Origin of the sequence: Mesorhizobium sp. M1027 (genome assembly GCF_040318745.1) — a bacterium.
Classification (GTDB): Bacteria; Pseudomonadota; Alphaproteobacteria; order Rhizobiales; family Rhizobiaceae; genus Mesorhizobium.
Map to the genome: position 1 here is coordinate 501,737 of NZ_JAMYMW010000002.1, position 21,707 is coordinate 523,443.

Sequence of the window (21,707 nt, forward strand, 5' to 3'; positions counted from 1 at the left end):
TCATATTTCGGGCGCGTTCGCCGTTCGAGGGTTCTCAGGGGTGATAAGCATGTTCAACACAGCAAGAATGGCCCTCCTGGCCGCGCTGTTTGCCGGCGCCGGGCCGGCATTCGCCGCCGATTTCGTCGAGCAGCCCGTAGTCGAAGAGGCGCCACCACCGGTTGCCTACGAGCAGCCGGCCGAATTCGGCGGCTGGTATATCCGTGGCGACATCGACTATCACTGGTCGAAGTTTCGTGGTGGCGACTACATCACCTACGGTGTAGCGCCCCAGAATCCCGGCAAGTTCGATACAGGCAAGCTGGACGGCGCCTTCTCGGCCGGCGGCGGTGTTGGTTACCAGATCGACGAGCATTTCCGCACCGATCTCACCTTGGACTGGATGAGCAAGTCCAAATTCCGCGGCTCGACCAACGGCTTCTGCGGCCCGCAGCAAACGCCTTGCACGTCCGTCGATACCTCGTCCTATTCGGCGCTGCTGCTCTTGGCCAACGCCTATGTCGACATCGGCACCTGGCATGGGATCACGCCTTATGTCGGCGCCGGCATCGGCGGTGCCTGGGTCAAGTGGGATGAACTGCACAACGTGGACAGCGACGGTTCATTTGATCATAGCGGTGGCAAGGGCTGGCGTTTTGCCTATGCTGCCATGGCGGGCGCATCCTACTGCCTGACCGACCGCGTCAAACTCGATGTCGGCTACCGCTTCAGCCACATCAATGGCGGTAAGATGTTCGACTATGCCTCCCTCCCCAATGTCGGCCCAGGCTATGACCGCGGCATCAACGTGCACGAAGTGCGTGGCGGCCTGCGCTACCAGTTCGGCAGGTCGGACTGCGCGCCGCCGGAGCCCTACGTTCCAGAACCCGAGCCCGTCTACACCAAGTAGTTGTTTCTGAAATCCAGGAATTCGTCGACCGCCCGGCTGATGCCGGGCGGTTTCGTTTTGGCTGCCTAAGATGCTGCGCTCTGGAACACCGCCCAACTTGAGAAGCGAAAGCGGATCAAATCAATTGCTAACGCCTTGTTATCCTTAACCCGCACTTAACCACTATGGTTAACAATGCTCTCTGAAGCGGCGCGCGATTGCGAATGCGCCAAGTTCGGGAGCCGAGGACCATGACATCCAAATCGCCTGTAGCACTGGCGCTTGCAGCAGTCGTCGTGTTGCCGCTGACGCCGGCGCTTGGTGCCGATTACGAACCGCCGGTCTATGTCGACCAGGCGCCCGATTATGTACCGGTCGAGGTTGGCTCGGGATGGTATCTGCGCGGCGATGTGTCCTATCTGGTGCAGAAGAGCTTCAGAGATGAGGATTTCGCCTTCACGCCCGCGAGCTTCGACGAAAAGGAAGATCCCATCTTCGCCAGCATTGGCTTCGGCTACCATTTCAACGACTATCTGCGCGCCGATCTCAATGCCGGCTATCTGCCCGGCAACAAGATCGAGGTCGGCTATAACAACGGAACGACCGTGGCATCGGCGACCCTGAAGAACTATGCCTTCTCAGGCATAGTCAATGGCTATATCGACCTTGGCACCTATGTCGGAATCACGCCTTATCTCGGCGCTGGTGTCGGTATCCTCCAGAGCAAGCGCCGCCTGTCGGCGAGCTACTTCACCGCCAACGCCGACCCCACCGACGATTTCGTCCTGCGTGACAACAAGACCCAATACTCCTTCGCCTACACGCTGAATGCCGGCCTTGCCTACCAAGTGTCCAAGAATGTCTCAGTCGACGTGGGCTATCAGTATTTCTCCGCACCCGACGCCGAATATGTGACGGCCGAAAGCCTGACTTCTTATCCGATCCGCAAAGGGATCAATAATCACCAGGTCAAAGTCGGACTGCGATACGACCTCTGGTAGGCTCGATCGAAGCTGAGGCGTGAACAATGGCGGGTCTTTGGCCCGCCGTTTGCGTTGTGGCACTTTTTTGCCAAAGGCAGCCGGTATCCCGACAGCGACAAAAACTTTCCCCTTGACGCCGAAAGCCTGAACGCATATCGCCGTCCGTGGGCCACCCCTCCCCAACGAGGGGCCACTATCTGGAAGGATAGACCACGATGACGACGCATACGAAGCCCGGACTCCGTCCGGCAAATCCCAATTTTTCCTCAGGTCCCTGTGCAAAACGCCCCGGCTGGTCGGTCGAAGCGCTCAAAAATGCCGCGCTCGGGCGCTCGCACCGCGCCAAGATCGGCAAGACCAAGCTCGAACAAGCGATCGAGCTGACCCGGGAAATCCTCCAGGTTCCGGCAGATTACCGCATCGGCATCGTGCCGGCCTCGGATACCGGCGCGGTCGAAATGGCGCTGTGGTCGCTGCTCGGCGAACGCGGCGTCGACATGGTCGCCTGGGAGAGCTTCGGTTCCGGCTGGGTCACCGATGTGGTCAAGCAGCTGAGGCTAGCCGATGTTCGCAGGTTAGAGGCGGACTACGGCGTGCTGCCCGACCTGACCAAAATAGATTTCGACCGCGACGTGGTCTTCACCTGGAACGGCACGACGTCGGGCGTGCGCGTGCCGAACGGCGATTTCATCCCGGCCACCCGCAAGGGCCTGACCATCTGCGACGCCACTTCGGCGGCCTTTGCGCAGAAGCTCGATTTTCAGAAACTCGACGTCGTCACCTTCTCCTGGCAGAAGGTCTTGGGCGGTGAAGGCGCGCACGGTATGCTGATCCTCAGCCCGCGCGCCGTCGAACGGCTGGAAAGCTACAAGCCGGCCTGGCCGCTGCCGAAGGTCTTCCGCCTCACCTCGGGCGGCAAGCTGATCGAAGGCATCTTCAAGGGCGAGACGATCAACACGCCGTCAATGCTGTGCGTCGAGGACTATCTGGACGCGCTGCGTTGGGCGCAGTCGATCGGCGGCCTCGACGCGCTGGTCACCAGAGCGGATGCCAACGCCGCTGTTCTCGATCGCTTTGTCGGAAAATCTTCCTGGCTCGGCCATCTTGCCGTCGACCCGGCGACGCGCTCGAACACATCGGTCTGCCTTTCATTCACCGATCCGGATGTCGCTGCACTCAACGCCGATGGACAGGCTGCGTTCGCCAAGGCAATCGTCTCGGCGCTCGACAAGGAAGGCGTCGCCTACGACATCGGCGCCTACCGCGATGCACCGCCCGGCCTGCGCATCTGGTGCGGCGCGACAATCGAGACCTCCGATCTCGAAGCGCTGCTGCCCTGGCTCGACTGGGCCTTTGCCGCGCAAAAGGCGTCGCTGAAGGCAGCCGCCTGAGTTTTCCTGTGGCGGCTCTCGGGCCGCCATCCCCAAGCGGATCAAATCATAATTGAAGGAGGCCGCCATGGCGCCCCGCGTTCTCGTCTCAGACAACCTTTCCACCACCGCCGTGCAGATCTTCAGGGATCGCGGCATCGAGGTCGACTATTTGCCGGATCTCGGCAAGGACAAGGAAAAACTGCTCAAAGTGATCGGCCAGTATGATGGGCTGGCCATCCGCTCGGCGACAAAGGTCACGGAGAAGCTGATCAACGCCGCGACCAGGCTGAAGGTCGTGGGCCGCGCCGGCATCGGCGTCGACAATGTCGACATCCCGGCGGCGAGCCGCAAGGGCATCATCGTCATGAACACGCCTTTCGGCAATTCGATCACCACCGCCGAGCATGCCGTCGCCATGATCTTCGCGCTGGCCCGCCAGATACCGGAGGCCAACGCCTCGACCCATGCCGGCAAATGGGAAAAGAACCGCTTCATGGGCGTCGAGATCACCGGCAAGACGCTCGGCATCATCGGTTGCGGCAATATCGGCTCGATCGTCGCTACGCGCGGCGTCGGCCTGAAGATGCACGTCGTCGCCTTCGACCCGTTCCTGTCGGACAGCCGCGCCGAGGAACTCGGTGTCGAAAAGGTCGAGCTCGACGAGCTGTTCGCCCGTGCCGACTTCATCACGCTGCATACACCGCTTACCGACAAGACACGCAACATCATCGACGCCGCGGCGATCGCAAAGATGAAGACCGGCGTGCGTATCATCAACTGCGCGCGTGGCGGGCTGATCGTCGAGGCCGACCTGATCGCGGCCTTGAAGAGCGGCAAGGTGGCCGGCGCCGGCATCGACGTGTTCGAGGTCGAACCGGCGGAGAACAACGCGCTGTTCGGCATGGAGAATGTGGTGGCGACGCCGCATCTCGGTGCCTCGACGATGGAGGCGCAGGAGAACGTCGCGCTGCAGGTCGCCGAGCAGATGTCGGACTATCTGATCAAAGGCGCTGTCTCCAATGCCATCAACATGCCGTCGATCACCGCCGAGGAAGCGCCGCGGCTGAAACCTTTCGTCAAGCTCGCCGAAGTGCTCGGCGCCTTTGTCGGACAGGTCACCGAGGATCCGATCAAGGAGGTCGAGATCCTGTTCGACGGCTCGACCGCGACGATGAATACGCGGGCGCTGATCAGCGCTACTCTTGCCGGGCTGATCCGGCCGCAGGTCGCCGACGTCAACATGGTGTCGGCGCCGATCATGGTGAAGGAGCGCGGCATCATCGTCGCCGAGGTCAAGCGCGACAAGTCGGGCGTGTTCGACGGCTATATCAAGCTAACGGTCAAGACCGAGCACAGGACGCGCTCGATCGCCGGCACCTGTTTTTCGGACGGCAAGCCGCGCTTCATCCAGATCAAGGGCATCAATCTCGACGCCGAGGTCGGTCAGCACATGCTCTACACGACCAATGCCGACGCGCCCGGCATCATCGGCCTGCTCGGCACGGTGTGCGGCGAGAACGGCGTTAACATCGCCAATTTCCAGCTCGGCCGCAACCGGCCGGGCGGCGATGCCATTGCGTTGCTCTATCTCGATGCGCCGTTCCCGGAAGACGTGTTGGCGCAGGTGCGCTCGCACAAGTCGATCGACTCGGCCAAGCGGCTGCATTTCGACGTCGGCGCGGCCTGAAATTCGATCGCCCCGTGTGCAGCAGCACGCGGGGCGCTTCCATGGTCGTTGACGGACCGCAGTGAACCGTCGCGGCAAGCGACTTCATTCAGCAGCGGATACCGCCATCTTCCGTCCGCTGTATTCGGCGAGGCTGATGCCGCCCAGCACCAGTGCGAGAGCCAGCGCCTGATAAAGCTGGAATGTCTCACCGACAATCAGCACCGACAGCAGCGTACCGAAGATCGGCACCAGATTGATGAACAGGCCGGCCCGGTTGGCGCCGATCAGCTCGTTGCCCCTGATATAGAAGATCTGCGAGATGACCGAAGCACCGATGGCGGTATAGAACGCGACAGCCCAGCCGCGGGCGTCGGGGACGATGACCTTGCCGGCGGCAATCTCCCACAGGAAGAAAGGCAGCGATGTGATGAGTGCGGCAACCGACAGCGCTAGCATCAGGCTCTGCCAGCGGATGACCGGCTTCAGCCGCAACCCCACCGAATAGAAGGAGTAGCAAAGCACGGCGACCAGCATGATCGCGTCGCCGAAGTTGAGATCCAGCTTGAGAAGCTGGCGCAGGTCGCCATGGCTCGCCGTCACTGCGACGCCGATGATGGTCAGCACGACGCCAGCGATCTGCACCCGGTTCACCCGCAGGCGAAACAGCACGAAATTGGCGATGATGATCACGATCGGTATCGCCGCCTGCTCGATCGAGACGTTGATCGCCGTCGTGTAGTTGAGCGCCGTGTAGAAGATCGCATTGAAAAAGGCGAAGCCGCAAGCGCCGAGCCCGCCAAGCAGCAACCAGTGCCGACGCACCACTGGCCAGTCCTCGTGCAGCGTTCGCCAGCCGATCGGCAGCAGGATCAGAACGGCCAGAATCCAGCGCAGGAAGACCAGCGTCATCGGTGAAATGTGGTCGACGGCCAGCTTGCCGGCCACGGAGTTGCCGCCCCACAGCAAGGTGGTGAACAGCAGGAATAGGTAGGCGGCTCGATGCATCGTGACATTCCGGCCAGGCAGAGGGAATTTGACGTCGGTGTGGGACTATTGCGACCGCTAGCCCAAGTAAATGATGTCAAAGGCGAAAATTGTTGTGCCTCGGAGCGTTTTGGGTGGCAAAGAGTGGTCGCGCTCGCCGGGTCTTGACGCTATAGAGCGACGTGCGTGCAATTGGACGCTACAAGTACGCGTCGGAAGGCTTTAATCCTCGCGTCGTGCTCTCCGAAAATCGATTCCGTTTTTGGGGGCCGATGCGATAGAGGCCTGTCGTTTCGAACTGTTTTCAAGCTGCTCGTGCGGCGTCTCAAGGGAAAAGAAATATGGCCAATGTGGTGGTCGTCGGCTCGCAATGGGGCGATGAGGGCAAAGGCAAGATCGTAGACTGGCTGTCGGAGCGCGCCGACGTTGTCGTGCGCTTCCAAGGCGGCCACAATGCCGGCCACACGCTGGTCGTCGACGGCAAGGTCTACAAGCTGTCGCTGCTGCCGTCCGGCGTGGTGCGGCAAGGCAAGCTGTCCATCATCGGCAATGGCGTCGTCTTCGATCCGCACGCTTTCGTCGCCGAGGTTGCGAAATTGAAAGCGCAGGGCGTCGAGGTGACGCCGGACCGCCTGAAAATAGCCGAAAACACCGCGCTTATCCTGTCCTTGCACCGGGAGCTGGACGGATTTCGCGAGGACGCCGCTTCCAATTCCGGAACGAAGATCGGCACGACCCGCCGCGGTATCGGTCCCGCCTACGAAGACAAGGTGGGCCGGCGCGCGGTCAGGGTGATGGATTTGGCGGATTTGGAAACGCTACCCTTGAAGGTCGACAGGCTGCTGACGCACCACAATGCGCTGCGGCGCGGGCTTGGCCATGCCGAAGTCACGCATGAGGCGATCATGAGCGAGCTGATTTCCGTCGCTGACGAGATCCTGCCCTATATGGACCGCGTCTGGAAAATCCTCGACGACAAGCGCCGCGCCGGCGAGCGCATCCTGTTCGAGGGCGCGCAAGGCACGTTGCTCGACATCGATCATGGCACCTATCCGTTCGTCACCTCGTCAAATACCGTTGCCGGCCAGGCCGCTGCCGGGTCCGGTGTCGGCCCGGGCGCCATCGGCTATGTGCTCGGCATCACCAAGGCCTATACCACGCGTGTTGGCGAAGGCCCGTTTCCGACCGAGCAGAAGAACGAGATCGGCGAGTTCCTGGGCACGCGTGGCCATGAATTCGGCGTCGTCACCGGTCGCAAGCGCCGCTGCGGCTGGTTCGATGCCGTGCTGGTCCGCCAGGCCGTCGCCGTCAACGGCATCAAGGGCATTGCGCTGACCAAGCTCGATGTGCTCGATGGGCTGGACGAGATCAAGGTCTGTACCGGCTACCGACTCGACGGCGAGGCGATAGATTACCTGCCGGCCAGCCAGGGTGCGCAGGCCCGCGTCGAACCGGTCTACGAAACGTTGGAGGGGTGGAAAGGTACCACCGCCGGCGCGCGCAGCTGGAACGATCTGCCGGCCCAGGCGGTGAAGTACGTCCGCCACATCGAAGAGCTGATCGGCGCGCCGGTCGCACTCCTTTCCACCAGCCCTGAACGGGACGACACGATACTTGTGACCGATCCGTTTCAAGACTAGTTTCTCAGCCTTTCCGGGCATTGCGGCTGATTTGCGGGGGCCGGCCCAGAAACAAATGCAGGTCGACTGAAGCATGGTAGATTTTGTTGGTGCCCTGAAAAAGACGCTAGACAAGCTTGATAAGCCGTCGGCGGAAGTGCGCGCCAAAATTTATGACATGGCGCGTTCGACGATCGCGAAGAAAATTGCCGAACGCGATCCGCCGTTTGCGCCGTCGGATGTCGCCAGGCAGAAGCGCGCACTCGAAGACGCCATCGCAAGCGTTGAGCGAGAATATGCTAAACCGGCACCGGCATCCGATCCGCTGGCGGAACTGGAGGACATCTTCTCCTCCATCGACCGCAACAAGAACCAGCCCAGCCATGTCCGGCAGCCGGCAAAGACCGAGCCAGCAACGACCGGGCCAGCAAAGACCGGGCCGGCCCAGACTGAGCCGGCATGGCAGTCCACGCCCGCCAAGGCGGTGCCGAACTGGCAAAAGCCGCAGCCCGTCGCTCTTCCTCAAGAGCGCGCTGGTCCGCCGCCGTCCGATATGGATCTTCCGACGGCCGATGACCAAGACAGCGTTTTTCGGGGCGACGACTTTTCTAACGACGGCGGCCCCGCGGAGGACAGGTTCCAGCGACTCCATCCTGCCGAGCGCAGGCGCAGCTATGGCGGCGTGATCGCCGCCGCCATTGCCCTGCTGGTCATTGCCGGTGGCGGTTATGGCATCTGGCTGAACAAGGATGCGTTCGGCAGCATGCTCGGCCTCGACGAGACCAAAGCCGTCGCCACCGAACCGCTGGTAAAACCAGCCCCGGCCAAGCCGGTGGCCGATGCGGCCGTACCGGCCGCCGCGCCTCCGACGGAGGCCGGCGAGGGCGCGAAGTTTACGCAGCGCCTTACGCCCGAGGGCCACGAAGTCGATCCCGGCCCCGCGGCCGGGCAGGCGGGCATCGGCGAAGGCGAATCCGTCGCCGCACTGACCACGCCGTCGGCCGCTCAAGCGCCGACCACCCCGGCACCCGCCGCGCCGGCACCGGCCGCACCCGCCGACACGCAAGCCACGGCCAATGCTCCAGCAGTCGATGGGTCCGCTGCGCCAACGCCCGCAACGCCGCCCGATGCTGCAGCTACTCCGCCAGCCCCTGCAACGGCCGCCCCGCCGCCCGCACCGGCAGCGGCACCGACGGTAGTTCCGCCGCAAGCCGCGTTGGCCGTCGGCCAGAAGGCGATCTTCTACGAGGAGCGCACCAGCACCGCTCAAGGCTCGGCCGAGCCCGGCAACATCGTCTGGTCGCTGGTGCAGGAATCGCCCGGCGGCGACCTGCCGCCCGAGCCGGCGATCCGTGCCGAGGCGACCATTCCAGGCAAGGATATCCAGTTGCGCATGACGATCCGTCGCAACACGGACCAGACGCTGCCGGCCAGCCACATCATCGAGATGATCTTCCTGACGCCTAATGGCTTCGAGGGCGGCGGTGTCGACAACATCTTGCGTGTCGCCATGAAGGGGTCCGAGCAGGATGCCGGCAGCCCGCTGATCGGCATCCCGGCCAAGATCGCCGATGGCTTCTTCCTGGTTGCGCTCAACGATACTAAGGCGGATGAAGACGCCAATCTGACCTTGCTCAGAGGTCAGGACTGGATTGACGTGCCGGTCGTCTACAAGACCGGGCGGCGGGCGCTGCTCACCATGGAAAAGGGAATTCCCGGCGAGAAGGTGTTCGACGAGGCGCTGAAGGCCTGGCAGACAAAGACGGCGGGGTGAGGCCGGCTCACCAGCCCAACGCCTCCTTGGCTCAGAAGCCTTGGAACAGCATGTCGAGCGCGCTCACGATGTCTTCGTGATGCCTGGTCAGATTCAGTCGGCTCTCGCCCAGTTCCGTCGCCGCAACCGTGGCGATCAAATGGGTGGCCATGACCAATTTCCGACCATTGATCTCGAAAATGGGATGGAGCCTTGGCATTGGTGATGGCGCCATCGCAACCGGCAGCAGCGGGACGACCACCCGGGTCTTGAAATGGTCGAGCAGATCGGCCTGGACGTCGAGGAGATAGCCGCCTTCGATGCTACCCGCGAAGACGTCGTAGCGCGCCATCAGAATTGCCGATGTTCTGCCAACGGAATACAGTGTTTTTCGACATATTCGTTCCACGCATCTATCGTCGCGCGGTTCTCAAGCTTCCACAGCCGCGTCTTTTCGGCGGCCACTGCCTCTGCGATGCCGGCTTCAGCGGCGCGCGAGACATTCACATCGAGCCCCTTGGCTTCCTTCATGAGCTTTGAGTCGATCGACAGATTTGCCGGCTGACGAACCGCATTCACAGCTATCTTGCGCATGATCACCTCCCCAGCATGCGCATAATATATGCGCACTCCTATCTAGTCGCAATGACAAGGTGCTTGAACTCGCGAATTACCCCTCCATCTCCTCGCGCAGCATCTCGAGTTCCAGCCATTCCTCCTCGAGCGCTGCCAGTGTGACGCGCTCCTTGTCGAGCGCGGCAATCGTCTTCTGGAACGAGGCCGGGTCGCGCTCGTAATAGGCCGGATCGGCGATGTTGTTCTCCAGCCGCGAGATCGAGGCCGACACCGCCTCGATCTTCTTGGGTAAGGTTTCCAGCGCGAATTTCTGCTTGAACGACAGTTTCCTGGCCGGGCCCTTGGGAGCGGCCGCGTCGCTCCTGCTTGCAGCGGTCGCCTCGCTGGTCTCTGCCTTCGGCCGCGCCTTGCGGTCGTCCAGCCTGGTGCCGCCGCGCTGCGCCAGCATGTCGGAATAGCCGCCGGCATATTCGATCCAGCGGCCGTCACCATCCGGCGCGATGATGCTGGTCACGGTGCGGTCGAGGAAATCGCGATCGTGGCTGACCAGGATCACCGTGCCGGCAAAGCCGGCGACCAATTCCTGCAGCAACTCCAGCGTCTCCATGTCGAGGTCGTTGGTCGGCTCGTCGAGCACAAGCAGGTTTGCCGGCCGCGCCAAAACGCGGGCGAGGATCAGCCGTGCCCGCTCGCCGCCCGAAAGCTCGCGCACCGGCGTGCGCGCCTGTTCCGGCTTGAACAGGAAGTCTTTCATGTAAGAGACGACGTGGCGCTGTTCGCCATTGATGACGAGGTTCTCGCCGCGACCGTCGGTGAGATACTGCGCCAGTGTCTCCTGTGGATCGACGGCCTCGCGCTTCTGGTCGAGCGTGGCGATCTCCAGATTGGTGCCGAGCCGCACCGTGCCTGCGTCTGGCTTCAATTCGCCGGTCAGCATCTTCAACAGTGTCGTCTTGCCGGCGCCGTTCGGCCCGACCAGGCCGACGCGATCGCCGCGCTGGATGCGGGTCGAGAATCCCTTGACCACGGTCAGATCGCCAAAGCTCTTCTCGATGTTCTTGGCTTCGATCACCAGCTTGCCGGATTCGGCGGCGTCGCTGGCTGTCATCGTCGCCGCACCCTCGGCGCCGCGATGACCGCGAAAGCGCTGGCGCATGGTCTGCAACTCACCGAGCCGGCGCATGTTGCGCTTGCGCCGCGCTGTCACGCCATAGCGCAGCCAGTGCTCCTCGCGCACGATCTGGCGACCGAGCTTGTGCTGCTCGCGCTCTTCCTCCTCCAGCACCGTGTCGCGCCATTCCTCGAAATAGCCAAAGCCCTTGTCGAGACGGCGGGTCTGGCCGCGGTCGAGCCAGATTGTGGCGCGTGACACGCGCTCGAGAAAACGGCGGTCATGCGAGATGACGACCAGTGCCGAGGAGGTGCGGGCAAGCTCCTCCTCCAGCCATTCGATGACCGACAGGTCAAGATGGTTTGTCGGCTCATCGAGGAGGAGAATATCGGGCTCCGGCGCCATGACGCGGGCGAGTGCCGCACGCCTCGCCTCGCCGCCGGAGAGGTCGTTCGGCCGTTCTTCGCCGGTCAGGCCGAGATGCTCCATCAGATAGGTGGCGCGATAGGGATCGTCGGCGGGCCCGAGCCCCGCCTCGACATAGGCGCGGACGGTCGCAAAACCGTCCATGTCGGGCATTTGCGGCAAGTAGCGCACGGTTGCCGAAGGCTGGCGGAAGACTTCACCGTCCTGCGGCTCGATCAGCCCGGCGGCGATCTTGAGCAGCGTCGACTTGCCCGAACCGTTGCGGCCGACCAGGGCGATCTTGTCGCCAGCTGAGGCCGTCAGGGCGGCACCGTCGAGCAGCGGCGTGCCGCCAAAGGTCAGCTTTATCCCGTCGAGATTGAGAAGTGGCGGCGCCATGTCAGCTTTCTGGGCTCAGCTTTCCGGAAGAGGGTGGGGATGCGCGAGCAGCAGCGCGCGGCCGCTGGCCAGCGCGATTTCCAGCCGGCCCCTGACCTCGTTGGAAATGGTCAGCGACGAGCCGAACGCAACCTCGACATGGTCGAGCGGCCATTTGGCACCGGTGACGCTCAGGCCGGCGAGATCGGAGAAGCCGAGCACCGAAAACAGCGTGCCGTCGGCATAGTCGAAGCCAGCCTTTCCGGGCAGCAAGGGAATGCCTTCCTGTGCGCCGCTGGTCAAAAGCACGTCCGTCCCGCCTTCCGCCAGCCGGACGCTCAACGCCAGATGCAGGAAGATGTGGTCGGTGCGTTTACCGCCGAAGGCACCTGCGAGCACAAGGCTGGTCGCACCGCGTTCGAGCGCGGCAGCGATAGCGAGTTCACCGTCGGTCTTGTCCTTTTCGGCGGGAAACACCTGCCGTGGCACGGCGGCCAGATCCTCCGGCAACTCGGCAGGCACGGAATCGAAATCGCCGACCCAGAGTTCCGGCCACAGGCCCAGCATACGGGCATGGCCGATGCCGGCATCGGCAGCGATGACGCGCGAGCCTTCGACCTGGCGGTCGAGCAGCGGCGTGCGGATGAGATCGCCGCCAAGCAGGATGGTGAATTTGCTCATATCTCGTGGCCCTTACCAGCCCTGCCCCAGAAACGGAAGAATGAAACGGAAGATGAAACGGCAGACGACACGGAAGGCTGGGCTTTGGATGCCCGGCAAACTTCCGCTTGCGCGGCACTTCGGCCGGGCCTATGTGTCGAAACGCTCTAACGGGGTGCCGGACGCGATCTTCGCGGACCGGCTGAGAGGCAAGACTGCCAACCCGCTGAACCTGATCCGGTTTGTACCGGCGGAGGGATTAGACGCTTCGGACAGCCCGGCGCCTCAATTCCTTTCAATGCGAACGAAGGAGGCGCCGATGCGCAGTTTTTTCCACTCTCTTGTCCCGATTGTCCTGCTTGCGGCGTCCGCGCTCACCCTGCCAGGGCAGGCATCGGCACAGGATAGACTGACCGTCTATACCTATGAAAGCTTCACCGCCGATTGGGGTCCGGGACCGGCAGTGAAGAAGGCCTTCGAGGCCGAATGCAGTTGCGTCGTTGAATTCGTCTCGGTCGCTGACGGCGTGGCGCTGCTCAACCGTGTGAAGCTGGAAGGGGCCGCCACCAAGGCCGATATCGTGCTTGGCCTCGATACCAATTTAACCGCCGACGCCAAGGCAACCGGCCTGTTTTCGCCGCATGGCGCCATATCGGATGTCATCGTGCCGGGCGGCTGGCGCGACGATATTTTCGTGCCCTTCGACTATGGCTATTTCGCCGTCGTCTACGATACCGAAAAACTGAAGAACCCGCCGAAGAGCCTCAGGGAATTGGTCGAGGGCGATGCCGGAGAGAAGATCGTCATCCAGGACCCGCGCACCTCGACGCCGGGCCTTGGCCTGCTGTTGTGGGTCAAGTCGGTCTATGGCGACAAGGCGCCCGAAGCCTGGGCCAAGCTCAAGGCAAAGGTGCTGACGGTGACGCCAGGCTGGAGCGAGGCCTACGGCCTGTTCACCAAGGGCGAGGCGCCGATGGTGCTGTCGTATACCACGTCGCCGGCCTACCACATGGTCGCCGAAAACACCGAGCGCTACCAGGCGGCGTCCTTCGAGGAAGGCGAATACCTGCAGATCGAAGTTGCGGGGATCACCACCAAGGGCGCGAAGAACCCGCTGGCGGAAAAGTTCATCGCCTTCATGACCGGACCGAAATTCCAGGATGTCATTCCCGGAACCAACTGGATGTTCCCGGCCGGCAAGACCGACAAGCCGCTCAATCCGGCGTTCGACAAGCTTGTCAAACCGACCAAAACCTTGCTGTTCAGCCCGGAGGAAGTCGCGGCCCACCGCAAGGCCTGGGTCGATGAGTGGCTTGCGGCGATGAGCAAGTAGCTTTGGCCGATTGATCGAAGATGATCGCTCTACGGCGCCCCCCTCTGTCCTGCCGGACATCTCCCCCACAAGGGGGGAGATCGGACGGCACGGCGGCTTTCGCCAGTCGCCGATGTTGCTGGAATGAGCGGAGCGCTGAAACTGCCAATCTCACCCCTTGTGGGGGAGATGTCCGGCAGGACAGAGGGGGGCGCGAAGGAACGCAATCCTCACTAAGAATCTCGAATCTGGTGGTCTAGCGTGCAACGCGCACCATCATCTGACTCCCGCATCACCGCCGGCATCCTCGCGCTTGCGGCAATAGCACTTCTGCTCGGCGGAGCATTTGCAGGGCTGATCATCGAAGGCGCGAGCGACCCGTCCGGCGTCGCCTCCGCCTTCGATTCGTATCTCTTGCGTATCGTCCGTTTCACGCTCTGGCAGGCTCTGTTGTCGACCCTGCTCTCCGTCGCGCCAGCGCTGGTCGTCGCGCGTGCCCTGTCGCGGCATCCACAGTTTTTCGGGCGAGGCTTTATCCTGCAGCTTTTCGCCGTGCCACTGGCGCTGCCGGCCATTGTTGCCGCACTCGGTGTCTTGGCACTCTATGGCCGCGCCGGCTATTTCGCCGGCATGCTCGGCGCGATTGGCGGCCAGAGCTGGCCCGGCATCTATGGCCTGTCGGGCATACTCGTCGCCCATGTCTTCTTCAACCTGCCGCTGGCGACGCGGCTGTTCCTGGAGGCGTTGCAGACCGTGCCGGCCGACCAATGGCGGCTGGCGAGCCAGCTTGGCATAGGTGCTGCGCCGGCCTTCCGGCTGATCGAATGGCCGCCGCTGCGTGCGGCCTTGCCGGGCGTTGCCGGGCTCGTTTTCATGCTGTGCATCACCTCCTTCACCATCGTGCTTACGCTCGGCGGCGGACCCAGCGCGACGACGCTGGAGGTTGCCATCTACCAGGCGCTGCGTTTCGACTTCGACCCGGCGCGCGCCGTGACGCTGACCCTGCTGCAGATTGCCCTGACCTTCGTCGTCGTGCTGGCCTTGACACGGCTCGGCGCCAATATGACCGGCGACGCCAATCTGCCGGTGGCGCCGCGCCGGTATTTTTCAGCCGGTGCGGCCGAGACCGTGCTGAACGCGCTGGTGATCGGGCTGGCACTGTTATTTGTCGCCGGGCCGATGGCGGCCACGCTGGCGGCCGGGCTTGGCGCCGATCTCGGCCGCCTTGCCGGCGAGAGCGCGGTGCGGCAAGCGACGGCGACCAGTGCCGTGCTGTCCGTCTTATCGGCGCTGCTCTCCCTGGCGCTGTCGCTGTCGCTGGTCATGGCGCGCCGGGCGCTGGCGCTCACCCGGCGGACAGGCAGGCGGACGGTGCTCGAACATCTGGCCGACACCGGTGCGGGGTTCGTCCTGGTGGTGCCGCCCATCGTCATCGGCGCCGGCTGGTTCCTGCTCCTGCGCACCGTCAGCGATGTCTTTGCGATCGCCCCTGTCATGGTCGTTGCGGTCAATGCGGTGATGGCGATGCCGTTCGCCATCCGCGCCATCCGCCCTGCCTATGACGCGGCGAGCGAACGCCACGAACGGCTTTGCGCACAGCTTGGCATCTCGGGCTGGAACCGGTTGCGGCTGATCGACTGGCCGTCGCTGCGGCGGCCGCTCGCCACCGGCTTCGCTTTCGCCATGGCGCTGTCGCTCGGCGATCTTGGCGTCATTGCGCTGTTCGGCAGCGATTCCGTGCAAACCTTGCCCTACCTACTGCTGGCCCGCATGGGCAGTTACCGCACCGAGGATGCGGCCGGGCTGGCGCTGCTGCTCGGCCTTGTCTGCCTGGCGCTGGTGCTGACCGCGGACTGGATGGGAAGGAGGGAGAACTCATGATGCCGATCAGCCCGGAACGCTCCATTTCGGTGGAAAAAGGCGCGGCCGTGCGGCTCGATAATGTCTCGTTCAGCTATGGTGAAACGCCGCTTATGTTCGATGTCGATTTCCCGGCATCGGAAATCACCGCCATCATGGGGCCGAGCGGTTCGGGAAAGTCGACACTGCTTAATCTGGTGGCCGGTTTCGAGGCGCCACGGTCAGGCCGCGTGCTCATCGGCGGCGCCGACGTCAGCACTGCGCCGCCATCAGCGCGGCCGGTATCGATGGTGTTCCAGGAAAACAACCTGTTTGCCCATCTGTCCCTCGAGCAGAATGTCGGGCTTGGCCGCTCGCCTTCGCTCAGGCTGAGCGAGGCTGACCGCGCCGCAATCGCCGCAGCGCTGAAGCGCGTCGGCCTTGCCGGCAAGGAAAGCCGACTGCCGCGCGAACTCTCCGGCGGCGAGCGACAGCGCGTCGCGCTCGCCCGGGTTTTAGTGCGCGACCGGCCGGTGCTGTTGCTCGACGAGCCGTTCGCTTCGCTCGGACCGGCACTGCGCGACGACATGCTCGACCTGGTGGCCGACGTCCATTCGGAGCAGCGCATGACGGTGCTATTCGTCACGCACCAGCCGGACGATGCGCGCCGTATCGGCCAAAACATGGTTTTCCTGGACGGTGGAACGGTTGCCGCGACCGGCGCCGCCGCCGATTTTTTCGTTGGGGCTGGACCGGAGGCATTCCGACGCTATATCGGCTCGGGTCCGTTTGCGGCTGGATCACGAGATGTTGCCCGGAAGCGGACATAATTTATGGTCAAACCGAAGGAAGGCGAAGCGGCGCTTGCTTGCCATGGTCGAGGTAGTGTGGCTAGGTCCGCCAGGAGCTGGTCCGGCTTAGACCGCGATTTGCCCTTGCTGCCTCGTATCTGTCGGACGCACGAAGGACGCCGTAGTACTTGATTTTGCGCGTGATGCTTTCCGGAAATCGCGCCGATTTTCGCGGTCACGTCCCAGGACTTGAAAGGAAGCCGACCTGCCGACCGGCATCGACAATCGGAGGGTGAAACCGCTGGCGCGCTTTCTTGCGCTGGCCGGTCTTGCCGTGGCGCTGGCAAGCTGCCAGATGTTCACGCCTCCCGACGTGCAGGAATCGGGCTTCCAGCCCTCCGACAAGCCGATTACGGTCGACAATGTCGCCGCTAACAGCAGGCTCGCCGAACTGGCGAAGGCGCAGCACCCGCGCATACTCGCCACCTATGGCGGCGAGTATTCCGACCCCAAGCTCGAGCGCATGGTGGCCAAGGTCGTCGGCAGGCTGACCGTGGTGTCGGCCAACCCAACCCAGACCTACCGCATCACCATCCTCAACTCGCCCAACGTCAATGCCTTCGCCCTGCCGGGCGGCTATCTCTACATCACCCGCGGCCTGCTGGCGTTGGCCAACGATTCAGCCGAGCTTGCCGCCGTCATTGCGCATGAGATGGGCCACGTTACGGCCAATCATGGTCTGCAGCGCCAGCAGCTGGAAGCCGAAGAGGGGTTGGCGACCAAGGTCGTTTCGGACGTGCTCGGCGACAACCCGACGGCCAAGGCGGCGCTGATCCGCGGCAAGCTGAGGCTGGCCCAGTTCTCGCGCAATCAGGAGCTGGAGGCCGATGCCATCGGCATCAAGTCGATCGGCGAAGCCGGTTTCGACCCCTACGCCGCCGGCCGCTTCCTGCAGTCGATGTCGGCCTATACCGATTTCCGCTCGATCAGCGGCGCCACCGACGCCAGCCTCGACTTCCTGGCGACGCACCCCAACACGCCGCAGCGTATCGATCTCGCGCAGCGCCACGCCCGCCAGTTCGGCGCGCCCGGTGTCGGGTCGCGCGACCGCGATTCATTCCTTGCCGGCATAGACGGGCTGCTCTACGGCGACACGCCGGAGGAAGGCTATGTGCGCGGCGAAACCTTCCTGCATCCTGGCCTCGGCGTGTCGTTCTCAGTGCCCAACGGCTTCATCATCGACAATTCGGCGGCGGCGGTGACGGCCACAGGCCCGGGCGACATGGCAATCCGTTTCGACGGCGTTTCGATCGACAAGGACCGCTCGCTGACCGACTACATCCGCAGCGGCTGGGTTGCCGGCCTCGACGACAGCAGCGTGCGTCAGGAAACGATCAACGGCAACGAAGCGGCGACCGCGCATGCCGGCGCCGATGGCTGGCAATTCGATATTGCGGTGATCCGCGCCGGCGGCCAGGTCTACCGCTTGCTGACTGCTGCACCGTCGGCCAGCACGTCGCTGAGCACGGTGGCGCGCTCGGTCAGCGGCTCATTCCGCATCCTGAGTGCTGCCGAGAAGGCAGCACTGAAGCCACTGCGTATCCGCATCGTCACGGTGCAGCCCGGCCAGACAATGGGCTCCCTGGCCGCACAGATGGTCGGCGTCGACCGCAAGCTGGATTTGTTCAGGGTGCTCAACGCGCTGTCGCCGGGTGCGGCGGTTTCGGCCGGCGACAAGGTCAAGATCGTCACCGACAAATAGCAGCCGACCCGATTCAGGCCGCGAGAAATTCCGGATTCTGCTTTACCAGCGCCGCCTTGAGCTTTTCCATGGCGCGCGCCTCGATCTGCCGGACACGTTCCTTCGAGATGCCGAGCGTTTCGCCAAGCGCTTCGAGCGTCGCGCCCTCGTCGCTCAGCCGGCGTTCCTCGATAATCCTGAGCTCTCGCGCATTGAGAGCGCCGAGCGCCGTCTTCAGCCACACCGAGCGGCGTTCAACGTCGATCGTGTCGCCGACCACCTCATCGGGCAGCGGGTCATCCGAAACCAGGAACTCCATCCGCTCGGTTGCGCCCGCATCGTCGGCAAGCGGCGTGTTGAGCGAGCTGTCCGGCGCCGAAAGGCGGGAATCCATCATCGCCACATCGGCCTCCGATACCCCGAGAGCCGCCGACACTTCGCGGTAGAGCGTGGCATTCGACGTCTGCTCGGCGCCGTTTGCCAGGCGGGCGCGCAGACGCCGCAGGTTGAAGAACAGCGCCTTTTGCGCGGAGCTGGTGCCGCCGCGCACGATCGACCAGTTGCGCAGGATATAGTCCTGCATCGATGCGCGGATCCACCATGTCGCATAGGTCGAGAACCGCACCTCGCGCTCGGGCTCGAAACGGGCCGCGGCCTCCAGCAGCCCGACATGGCCTTCCTGGATCAGGTCGCCCAGCGGAAGGCCATAGTGGCGAAACCGCGACGCCATGGAAATGACCAGCCGCATATGCGCGACTGTAATGCGGTGCAGCGCGTGCTGGTCATTGTTTTCCTTCCAGCGCAGCGCCAGGAGATGCTCTTCGTCACGTTCCAGATAAGGGGCTTTCATCGCCGCGCGAACCATGGTCCGTCCTGCACTGTCTTCCATCATGCCGCGCTCCTGCTTCAGGCGTTGCGGTGCGATCGAATCGTGAGTTGGCGCCGATGGTTGAAATGGCGGCGCCGCGCCCTACAACAGCGAAGAACGTGCCATGCGGGGGAATGTTCCCCCGGACTGTCATGTCGATTGCGCTGTTCCAGGCGATTCGCCACCGGCCTTGACTCAGCCGGATGGCGCCGGGAACTGCTGGTTGAGAATTGGATTTCAAGGGCGCGAGATTTTTGAAATTTAGTTTCTTATTCCGGCATCGCGCATCTGTCATTTTCCGGCACTCGCAATGACGCCGGACATCGGCCAAGGACGGGATCACAGAAAAATGAAATGGCTCAAATCGCTTATTATCGCCGGAACGCTGCAGGTTCTGGCCATCGCCGCCGGTCATGCCGGCGCCAATCTCGACCAGATCAAGCAGTCCGGCGTCTTCAAGGTCGGCACGGAAGGAACCTATGCGCCCTTCACCTATCATGATGCTTCCGGCGCGCTCGTCGGCTTCGACGTCGAGATCGCGCGGGCCATCGCCGAGCGCCTCGGCGTCAAAGCCCAGTTCCTCGAAGGCAAATGGGACGGGCTGATCGCCGGTCTCGATGCCAACCGCTATGATGCCGTCATCAACGAGGTCGGCATCACCGAGGCGCGCAAGGCCAAATATGACTTTTCGGATCCCTACATCGCCTCCAAGGCGGTGCTGATCGTGCGTGGCGACAACACCGATATCAAGAGCTTCGCCGATCTCAAGGGCAAGAAGGCGGCGCAGTCGCTGACTTCGAACTTCGGCAAGCTGGCTGAAACCAACGGCGCCGAACTCGTCGGCACCGACGGCTTCGACCAGTCGATCCAGCTTCTTCTTACCGGCCGCGCCGACGCCACCATCAACGACAGCCTGTCCTTCCTCGACTTCAAGAAGCACAAGCCCGACGCCAATGTGAAGATTGCCGCGCAGGAGGAAAACGCCGACTATTCCGGCGTCATCGTGCGCAAGGGCGATCCGGAACTGGTGGCCGCCATCAATAAGGCGCTGGCCGACATCAAGGCCGACGGCACCTACAAGAAAATCGCCGACACCTATTTCGGCCAGGACGTTTCGAAGTAAAACGGCTTTCTCGTGTGGGCCGAACGCCGGCCCGCGTCGTTCATATCGCGGCGAGCTGTCTTTTGACGGCCCGCCGCTTTCGCGTGATATGAGCGACGGCAATCTGGCAAGGAGGAGCCTTCGTGCCGCACTGGCTGCAACTGATGCTGGAATCCCTGCCTACACTGCTGTGGGCCGCACTGATCTTCACCGTGCCGTTGACGCTGCTGTCGTTTGCATTCGGTCTTGTCCTAGGCCTGGTTGTGGCGCTTGTCCGGCTGTTCGGTCCCAAACCGCTGGTCGCCGTGGTCCGCTTCTACGTCTGGATATTCCGCGGCACGCCGCTTCTCGTGCAACTGTTCCTGATCTTCTACGGCCTGCCATCGGTCGGCATCCTGCTCGACGCCTTTCCGGCAGCACTGATCGGCTTTACCTTGAACATCGGCGCATATTCGTCGGAAATCATCCGCGCCGTCATCGGTTCGGTGCCCAAGGGCCAGTGGGAAGCGGCCTATTCGATCGGCATGACCTGGGCCCAGGCAATGCGGCGCACCATTCTTCCACAGGCGGGGCGCGTCGCCGTGCCGCCGCTGTCCAACACCTTCATCTCGCTGGTCAAGGACACTTCGCTCGCTGCCGCCATCACCGTGCCGGAGATGTTCCAGGCGGCCCAGCGCATCGTCGCCACCACCTATGAGCCGCTGATCCTCTATGTCGAAGCAGCGGCCCTCTATCTGATTATGAGCTCCGTGCTGTCGGCCTTGCAGGCGCGGCTGGAAACGCGGCTCAACCGTTATGGCGGCTTCCTGGAGGCGCGCGCATGATCGGCCTCACCAACATCGAAAAGCGTTTCGGCGACAATTTGGTGCTGAAGGGCGTGACCGTCACCATCGAGGAAGGCAGCGTCACGGCGCTTGTCGGGCCGTCGGGCGGCGGGAAGAGCACGCTTTTGCGCTGCATCAACCTGCTCGAGCTGCCGACTTCAGGCACGGTGCGGATCGGCGACGATGCACTCGAATTCCACCCCGGCGGCAGGGTCTCGACCAGGGATATCCAGCGACTGCGGCTGCAGACCGGCATGGTGTTCCAGAATTTCCAGTTGTTTCCGCATCGCACTGCGATCGAGAACATCATGGAGGGGCTGGTGACGGTGCTGAAATGGCCCAAGGAAAGAGCGCGCGGACGGGCGCTCGCCCTGCTCGAAAAGGTCGGCATGGCGCATAAGGCCGACGCCTGGCCGGCGACGCTGTCAGGCGGCCAGCAGCAGCGCGTAGCGATTGCCCGGGCGCTGGCGCCTTCGCCGAAAGTCCTGCTCTGCGACGAGCCGACCTCTGCACTTGATCCGGAACTGGCGCAGGAGGTGGTCGACGTGCTCGGCAAGCTCGCCAGCGAGGGCACGACCATGGTGATGGCGACGCATGATCTGCGGCTCGCCTCGAAGATCGCGCGGGAAGTGGTGTTCCTCGATGCCGGCAACATCGTCGAACAAGGGCCGGCCGCGGTGCTGTTCAGCAACCCCGAGCGCCAGCGGACCAAGCGGTTCATCGCCACGCTGAAGCAGGAGGCGGAACGGGAAGGCGGCGGCAAGAGCTAGAGTCTTTCACGTTTTGACGGAAGCGTAGCCGGCGTTTGCGAAGTAGTTGTTGCATTCGGTTGCCTCGATCGTTTCAACAAG

Annotated in this window: 19 protein-coding genes and 1 riboswitch; of the genes, 13 read left to right on the forward strand and 6 right to left on the reverse strand. The window is 63.2% G+C overall.

What is annotated here, in order from left to right; genetic code table 11:
• The first annotated feature begins 49 nt into the window (after positions 1-49).
• The 4 genes from NKH50_RS07010 to serA all read left to right on the forward strand — a co-directional run bounded on the left by NKH50_RS07010 (position 50) and on the right by serA (position 4,911).
• Positions 50-889, forward strand: coding sequence for an outer membrane protein (locus NKH50_RS07010; protein ID WP_352877515.1), 840 nt, complete (start codon positions 50-52; stop codon positions 887-889).
• 230 nt (positions 890-1,119) lie between these two features.
• On the forward strand, positions 1,120-1,869 hold the full coding sequence (locus NKH50_RS07015; protein ID WP_352877518.1) for an outer membrane protein: 750 nt from the start codon (positions 1,120-1,122) through the stop codon (positions 1,867-1,869).
• Positions 1,870-2,066: 197 nt separating this feature from the next.
• A complete protein-coding gene (locus tag NKH50_RS07020) occupies positions 2,067-3,242 on the forward strand; it encodes a phosphoserine transaminase (protein ID WP_352877521.1) in 1,176 nt (391 codons plus the stop codon).
• 67 nt (positions 3,243-3,309) lie between these two features.
• Positions 3,310-4,911 (forward strand): phosphoglycerate dehydrogenase, encoded by a 1,602-nt coding sequence (gene serA, locus NKH50_RS07025; RefSeq protein ID WP_352877524.1) that lies wholly within the window; start codon positions 3,310-3,312, stop codon positions 4,909-4,911.
• A gap of 84 nt (positions 4,912-4,995) precedes the next feature.
• Here serA and NKH50_RS07030 read toward each other — a convergent pair whose 3' ends face one another.
• Positions 4,996-5,898, reverse strand: a complete 903-nt coding sequence (locus NKH50_RS07030) for a DMT family transporter (protein ID WP_352801691.1) — start codon at positions 5,896-5,898, stop codon at positions 4,996-4,998.
• A gap of 320 nt (positions 5,899-6,218) precedes the next feature.
• On the opposite strand from NKH50_RS07030, the gene NKH50_RS07035 reads away from it, so the two are divergent.
• Both NKH50_RS07035 and NKH50_RS07040 read left to right on the forward strand, forming a co-directional pair.
• Positions 6,219-7,517, forward strand: coding sequence for an adenylosuccinate synthase (locus NKH50_RS07035; protein ID WP_352476117.1), 1,299 nt, complete (start codon positions 6,219-6,221; stop codon positions 7,515-7,517).
• Positions 7,518-7,590: 73 nt separating this feature from the next.
• Complete coding sequence (locus NKH50_RS07040; protein WP_352877527.1) at positions 7,591-9,270, forward strand: hypothetical protein; 1,680 nt, start codon at positions 7,591-7,593, stop codon at positions 9,268-9,270.
• Positions 9,271-9,301: 31 nt separating this feature from the next.
• Here NKH50_RS07040 and NKH50_RS07045 read toward each other — a convergent pair whose 3' ends face one another.
• The 4 genes from NKH50_RS07045 to NKH50_RS07060 form a co-directional block, all read right to left on the reverse strand.
• Complete coding sequence (locus NKH50_RS07045) at positions 9,302-9,601, reverse strand: CcdB family protein (protein WP_352877530.1); 300 nt, start codon at positions 9,599-9,601, stop codon at positions 9,302-9,304.
• Positions 9,601-9,843 carry a type II toxin-antitoxin system CcdA family antitoxin gene (locus tag NKH50_RS07050; protein ID WP_352877532.1) on the reverse strand — a complete coding sequence of 81 codons (243 nt, stop codon included), beginning with the start codon at positions 9,841-9,843 and terminating at the stop codon, positions 9,601-9,603. The genes NKH50_RS07045 and NKH50_RS07050 overlap by 1 nt, the downstream gene beginning before the upstream one ends.
• A 76-nt stretch (positions 9,844-9,919) precedes the next feature.
• Entirely contained in the window at positions 9,920-11,740 is a 1,821-nt protein-coding gene (locus tag NKH50_RS07055) for an ABC-F family ATP-binding cassette domain-containing protein (protein ID WP_352877535.1), read from the reverse strand.
• A gap of 15 nt (positions 11,741-11,755) precedes the next feature.
• A complete protein-coding gene (locus NKH50_RS07060) occupies positions 11,756-12,400 on the reverse strand; it encodes a thiamine diphosphokinase (protein ID WP_352701370.1) in 645 nt (214 codons plus the stop codon).
• Positions 12,401-12,540: 140 nt separating this feature from the next.
• Positions 12,541-12,655, forward strand: a riboswitch (TPP riboswitch).
• 43 nt (positions 12,656-12,698) lie between these two features.
• On the opposite strand from NKH50_RS07060, the gene thiB reads away from it, so the two are divergent.
• From thiB to NKH50_RS07080, 4 genes are all read left to right on the forward strand, one after another.
• Complete coding sequence (thiB, locus tag NKH50_RS07065; protein ID WP_352877538.1) at positions 12,699-13,712, forward strand: thiamine ABC transporter substrate binding subunit; 1,014 nt, start codon at positions 12,699-12,701, stop codon at positions 13,710-13,712.
• A 240-nt stretch (positions 13,713-13,952) separates the two neighbouring features.
• Positions 13,953-15,572: a thiamine/thiamine pyrophosphate ABC transporter permease gene (gene thiP, locus NKH50_RS07070; protein ID WP_352877541.1), complete on the forward strand. Its 1,620-nt coding sequence runs from the start codon at positions 13,953-13,955 to the stop codon at positions 15,570-15,572.
• Positions 15,569-16,360 (forward strand): thiamine ABC transporter ATP-binding protein, encoded by a 792-nt coding sequence (gene thiQ / locus NKH50_RS07075; RefSeq protein WP_352877543.1) that lies wholly within the window; start codon positions 15,569-15,571, stop codon positions 16,358-16,360. Before thiP ends, thiQ begins: the two co-directional genes overlap by 4 nt.
• A gap of 253 nt (positions 16,361-16,613) precedes the next feature.
• Entirely contained in the window at positions 16,614-18,083 is a 1,470-nt protein-coding gene (locus NKH50_RS07080; RefSeq protein WP_254817057.1) for a M48 family metalloprotease, read from the forward strand.
• A gap of 13 nt (positions 18,084-18,096) precedes the next feature.
• On the opposite strand, the gene NKH50_RS07085 is transcribed toward NKH50_RS07080, so the two are convergent.
• On the reverse strand, positions 18,097-18,954 hold the full coding sequence (locus NKH50_RS07085; protein WP_254816490.1) for an RNA polymerase factor sigma-32: 858 nt from the start codon (positions 18,952-18,954) through the stop codon (positions 18,097-18,099).
• 325 nt (positions 18,955-19,279) lie between these two features.
• Here NKH50_RS07085 and NKH50_RS07090 point away from each other — a divergent pair, with 325 nt between their 5' ends.
• The 3 genes from NKH50_RS07090 (at position 19,280) to NKH50_RS07100 (ending at position 21,626) form a co-directional block, all read left to right on the forward strand.
• Positions 19,280-20,053 (forward strand): amino acid ABC transporter substrate-binding protein, encoded by a 774-nt coding sequence (locus tag NKH50_RS07090; RefSeq protein WP_352454874.1) that lies wholly within the window; start codon positions 19,280-19,282, stop codon positions 20,051-20,053.
• A 122-nt stretch (positions 20,054-20,175) separates the two neighbouring features.
• Positions 20,176-20,856 carry an ABC transporter permease subunit gene (locus NKH50_RS07095; RefSeq protein WP_352471183.1) on the forward strand — a complete coding sequence of 227 codons (681 nt, stop codon included), beginning with the start codon at positions 20,176-20,178 and terminating at the stop codon, positions 20,854-20,856.
• Positions 20,853-21,626, forward strand: coding sequence for an amino acid ABC transporter ATP-binding protein (locus tag NKH50_RS07100; RefSeq protein WP_254816493.1), 774 nt, complete (start codon positions 20,853-20,855; stop codon positions 21,624-21,626). The genes NKH50_RS07095 and NKH50_RS07100 overlap by 4 nt, the downstream gene beginning before the upstream one ends.
• The last annotated feature ends 81 nt before the right edge of the window (positions 21,627-21,707 follow it).

Coding starts and splice junctions, on each gene's coding strand:
- NKH50_RS07010 (WP_352877515.1), top strand. CDS start 50: ATGTTCAACACAGCAAGAATGGCCCTCCTGGCCGCGCTGTTTGCCGGC.
- NKH50_RS07015 (WP_352877518.1), top strand. CDS start 1,120: ATGACATCCAAATCGCCTGTAGCACTGGCGCTTGCAGCAGTCGTCGTG.
- NKH50_RS07020 (WP_352877521.1), top strand. CDS start 2,067: ATGACGACGCATACGAAGCCCGGACTCCGTCCGGCAAATCCCAATTTT.
- serA (WP_352877524.1), top strand. CDS start 3,310: ATGGCGCCCCGCGTTCTCGTCTCAGACAACCTTTCCACCACCGCCGTG.
- NKH50_RS07030 (WP_352801691.1), bottom strand. CDS start 5,898: ATGCATCGAGCCGCCTACCTATTCCTGCTGTTCACCACCTTGCTGTGG.
- NKH50_RS07035 (WP_352476117.1), top strand. CDS start 6,219: ATGGCCAATGTGGTGGTCGTCGGCTCGCAATGGGGCGATGAGGGCAAA.
- NKH50_RS07040 (WP_352877527.1), top strand. CDS start 7,591: ATGGTAGATTTTGTTGGTGCCCTGAAAAAGACGCTAGACAAGCTTGAT.
- NKH50_RS07045 (WP_352877530.1), bottom strand. CDS start 9,601: ATGGCGCGCTACGACGTCTTCGCGGGTAGCATCGAAGGCGGCTATCTC.
- NKH50_RS07050 (WP_352877532.1), bottom strand. CDS start 9,843: ATGCGCAAGATAGCTGTGAATGCGGTTCGTCAGCCGGCAAATCTGTCG.
- NKH50_RS07055 (WP_352877535.1), bottom strand. CDS start 11,740: ATGGCGCCGCCACTTCTCAATCTCGACGGGATAAAGCTGACCTTTGGC.
- NKH50_RS07060 (WP_352701370.1), bottom strand. CDS start 12,400: ATGAGCAAATTCACCATCCTGCTTGGCGGCGATCTCATCCGCACGCCG.
- thiB (WP_352877538.1), top strand. CDS start 12,699: ATGCGCAGTTTTTTCCACTCTCTTGTCCCGATTGTCCTGCTTGCGGCG.
- thiQ (WP_352877543.1), top strand. CDS start 15,569: ATGATGCCGATCAGCCCGGAACGCTCCATTTCGGTGGAAAAAGGCGCG.
- NKH50_RS07085 (WP_254816490.1), bottom strand. CDS start 18,954: ATGATGGAAGACAGTGCAGGACGGACCATGGTTCGCGCGGCGATGAAA.
- NKH50_RS07090 (WP_352454874.1), top strand. CDS start 19,280: ATGAAATGGCTCAAATCGCTTATTATCGCCGGAACGCTGCAGGTTCTG.
- NKH50_RS07100 (WP_254816493.1), top strand. CDS start 20,853: ATGATCGGCCTCACCAACATCGAAAAGCGTTTCGGCGACAATTTGGTG.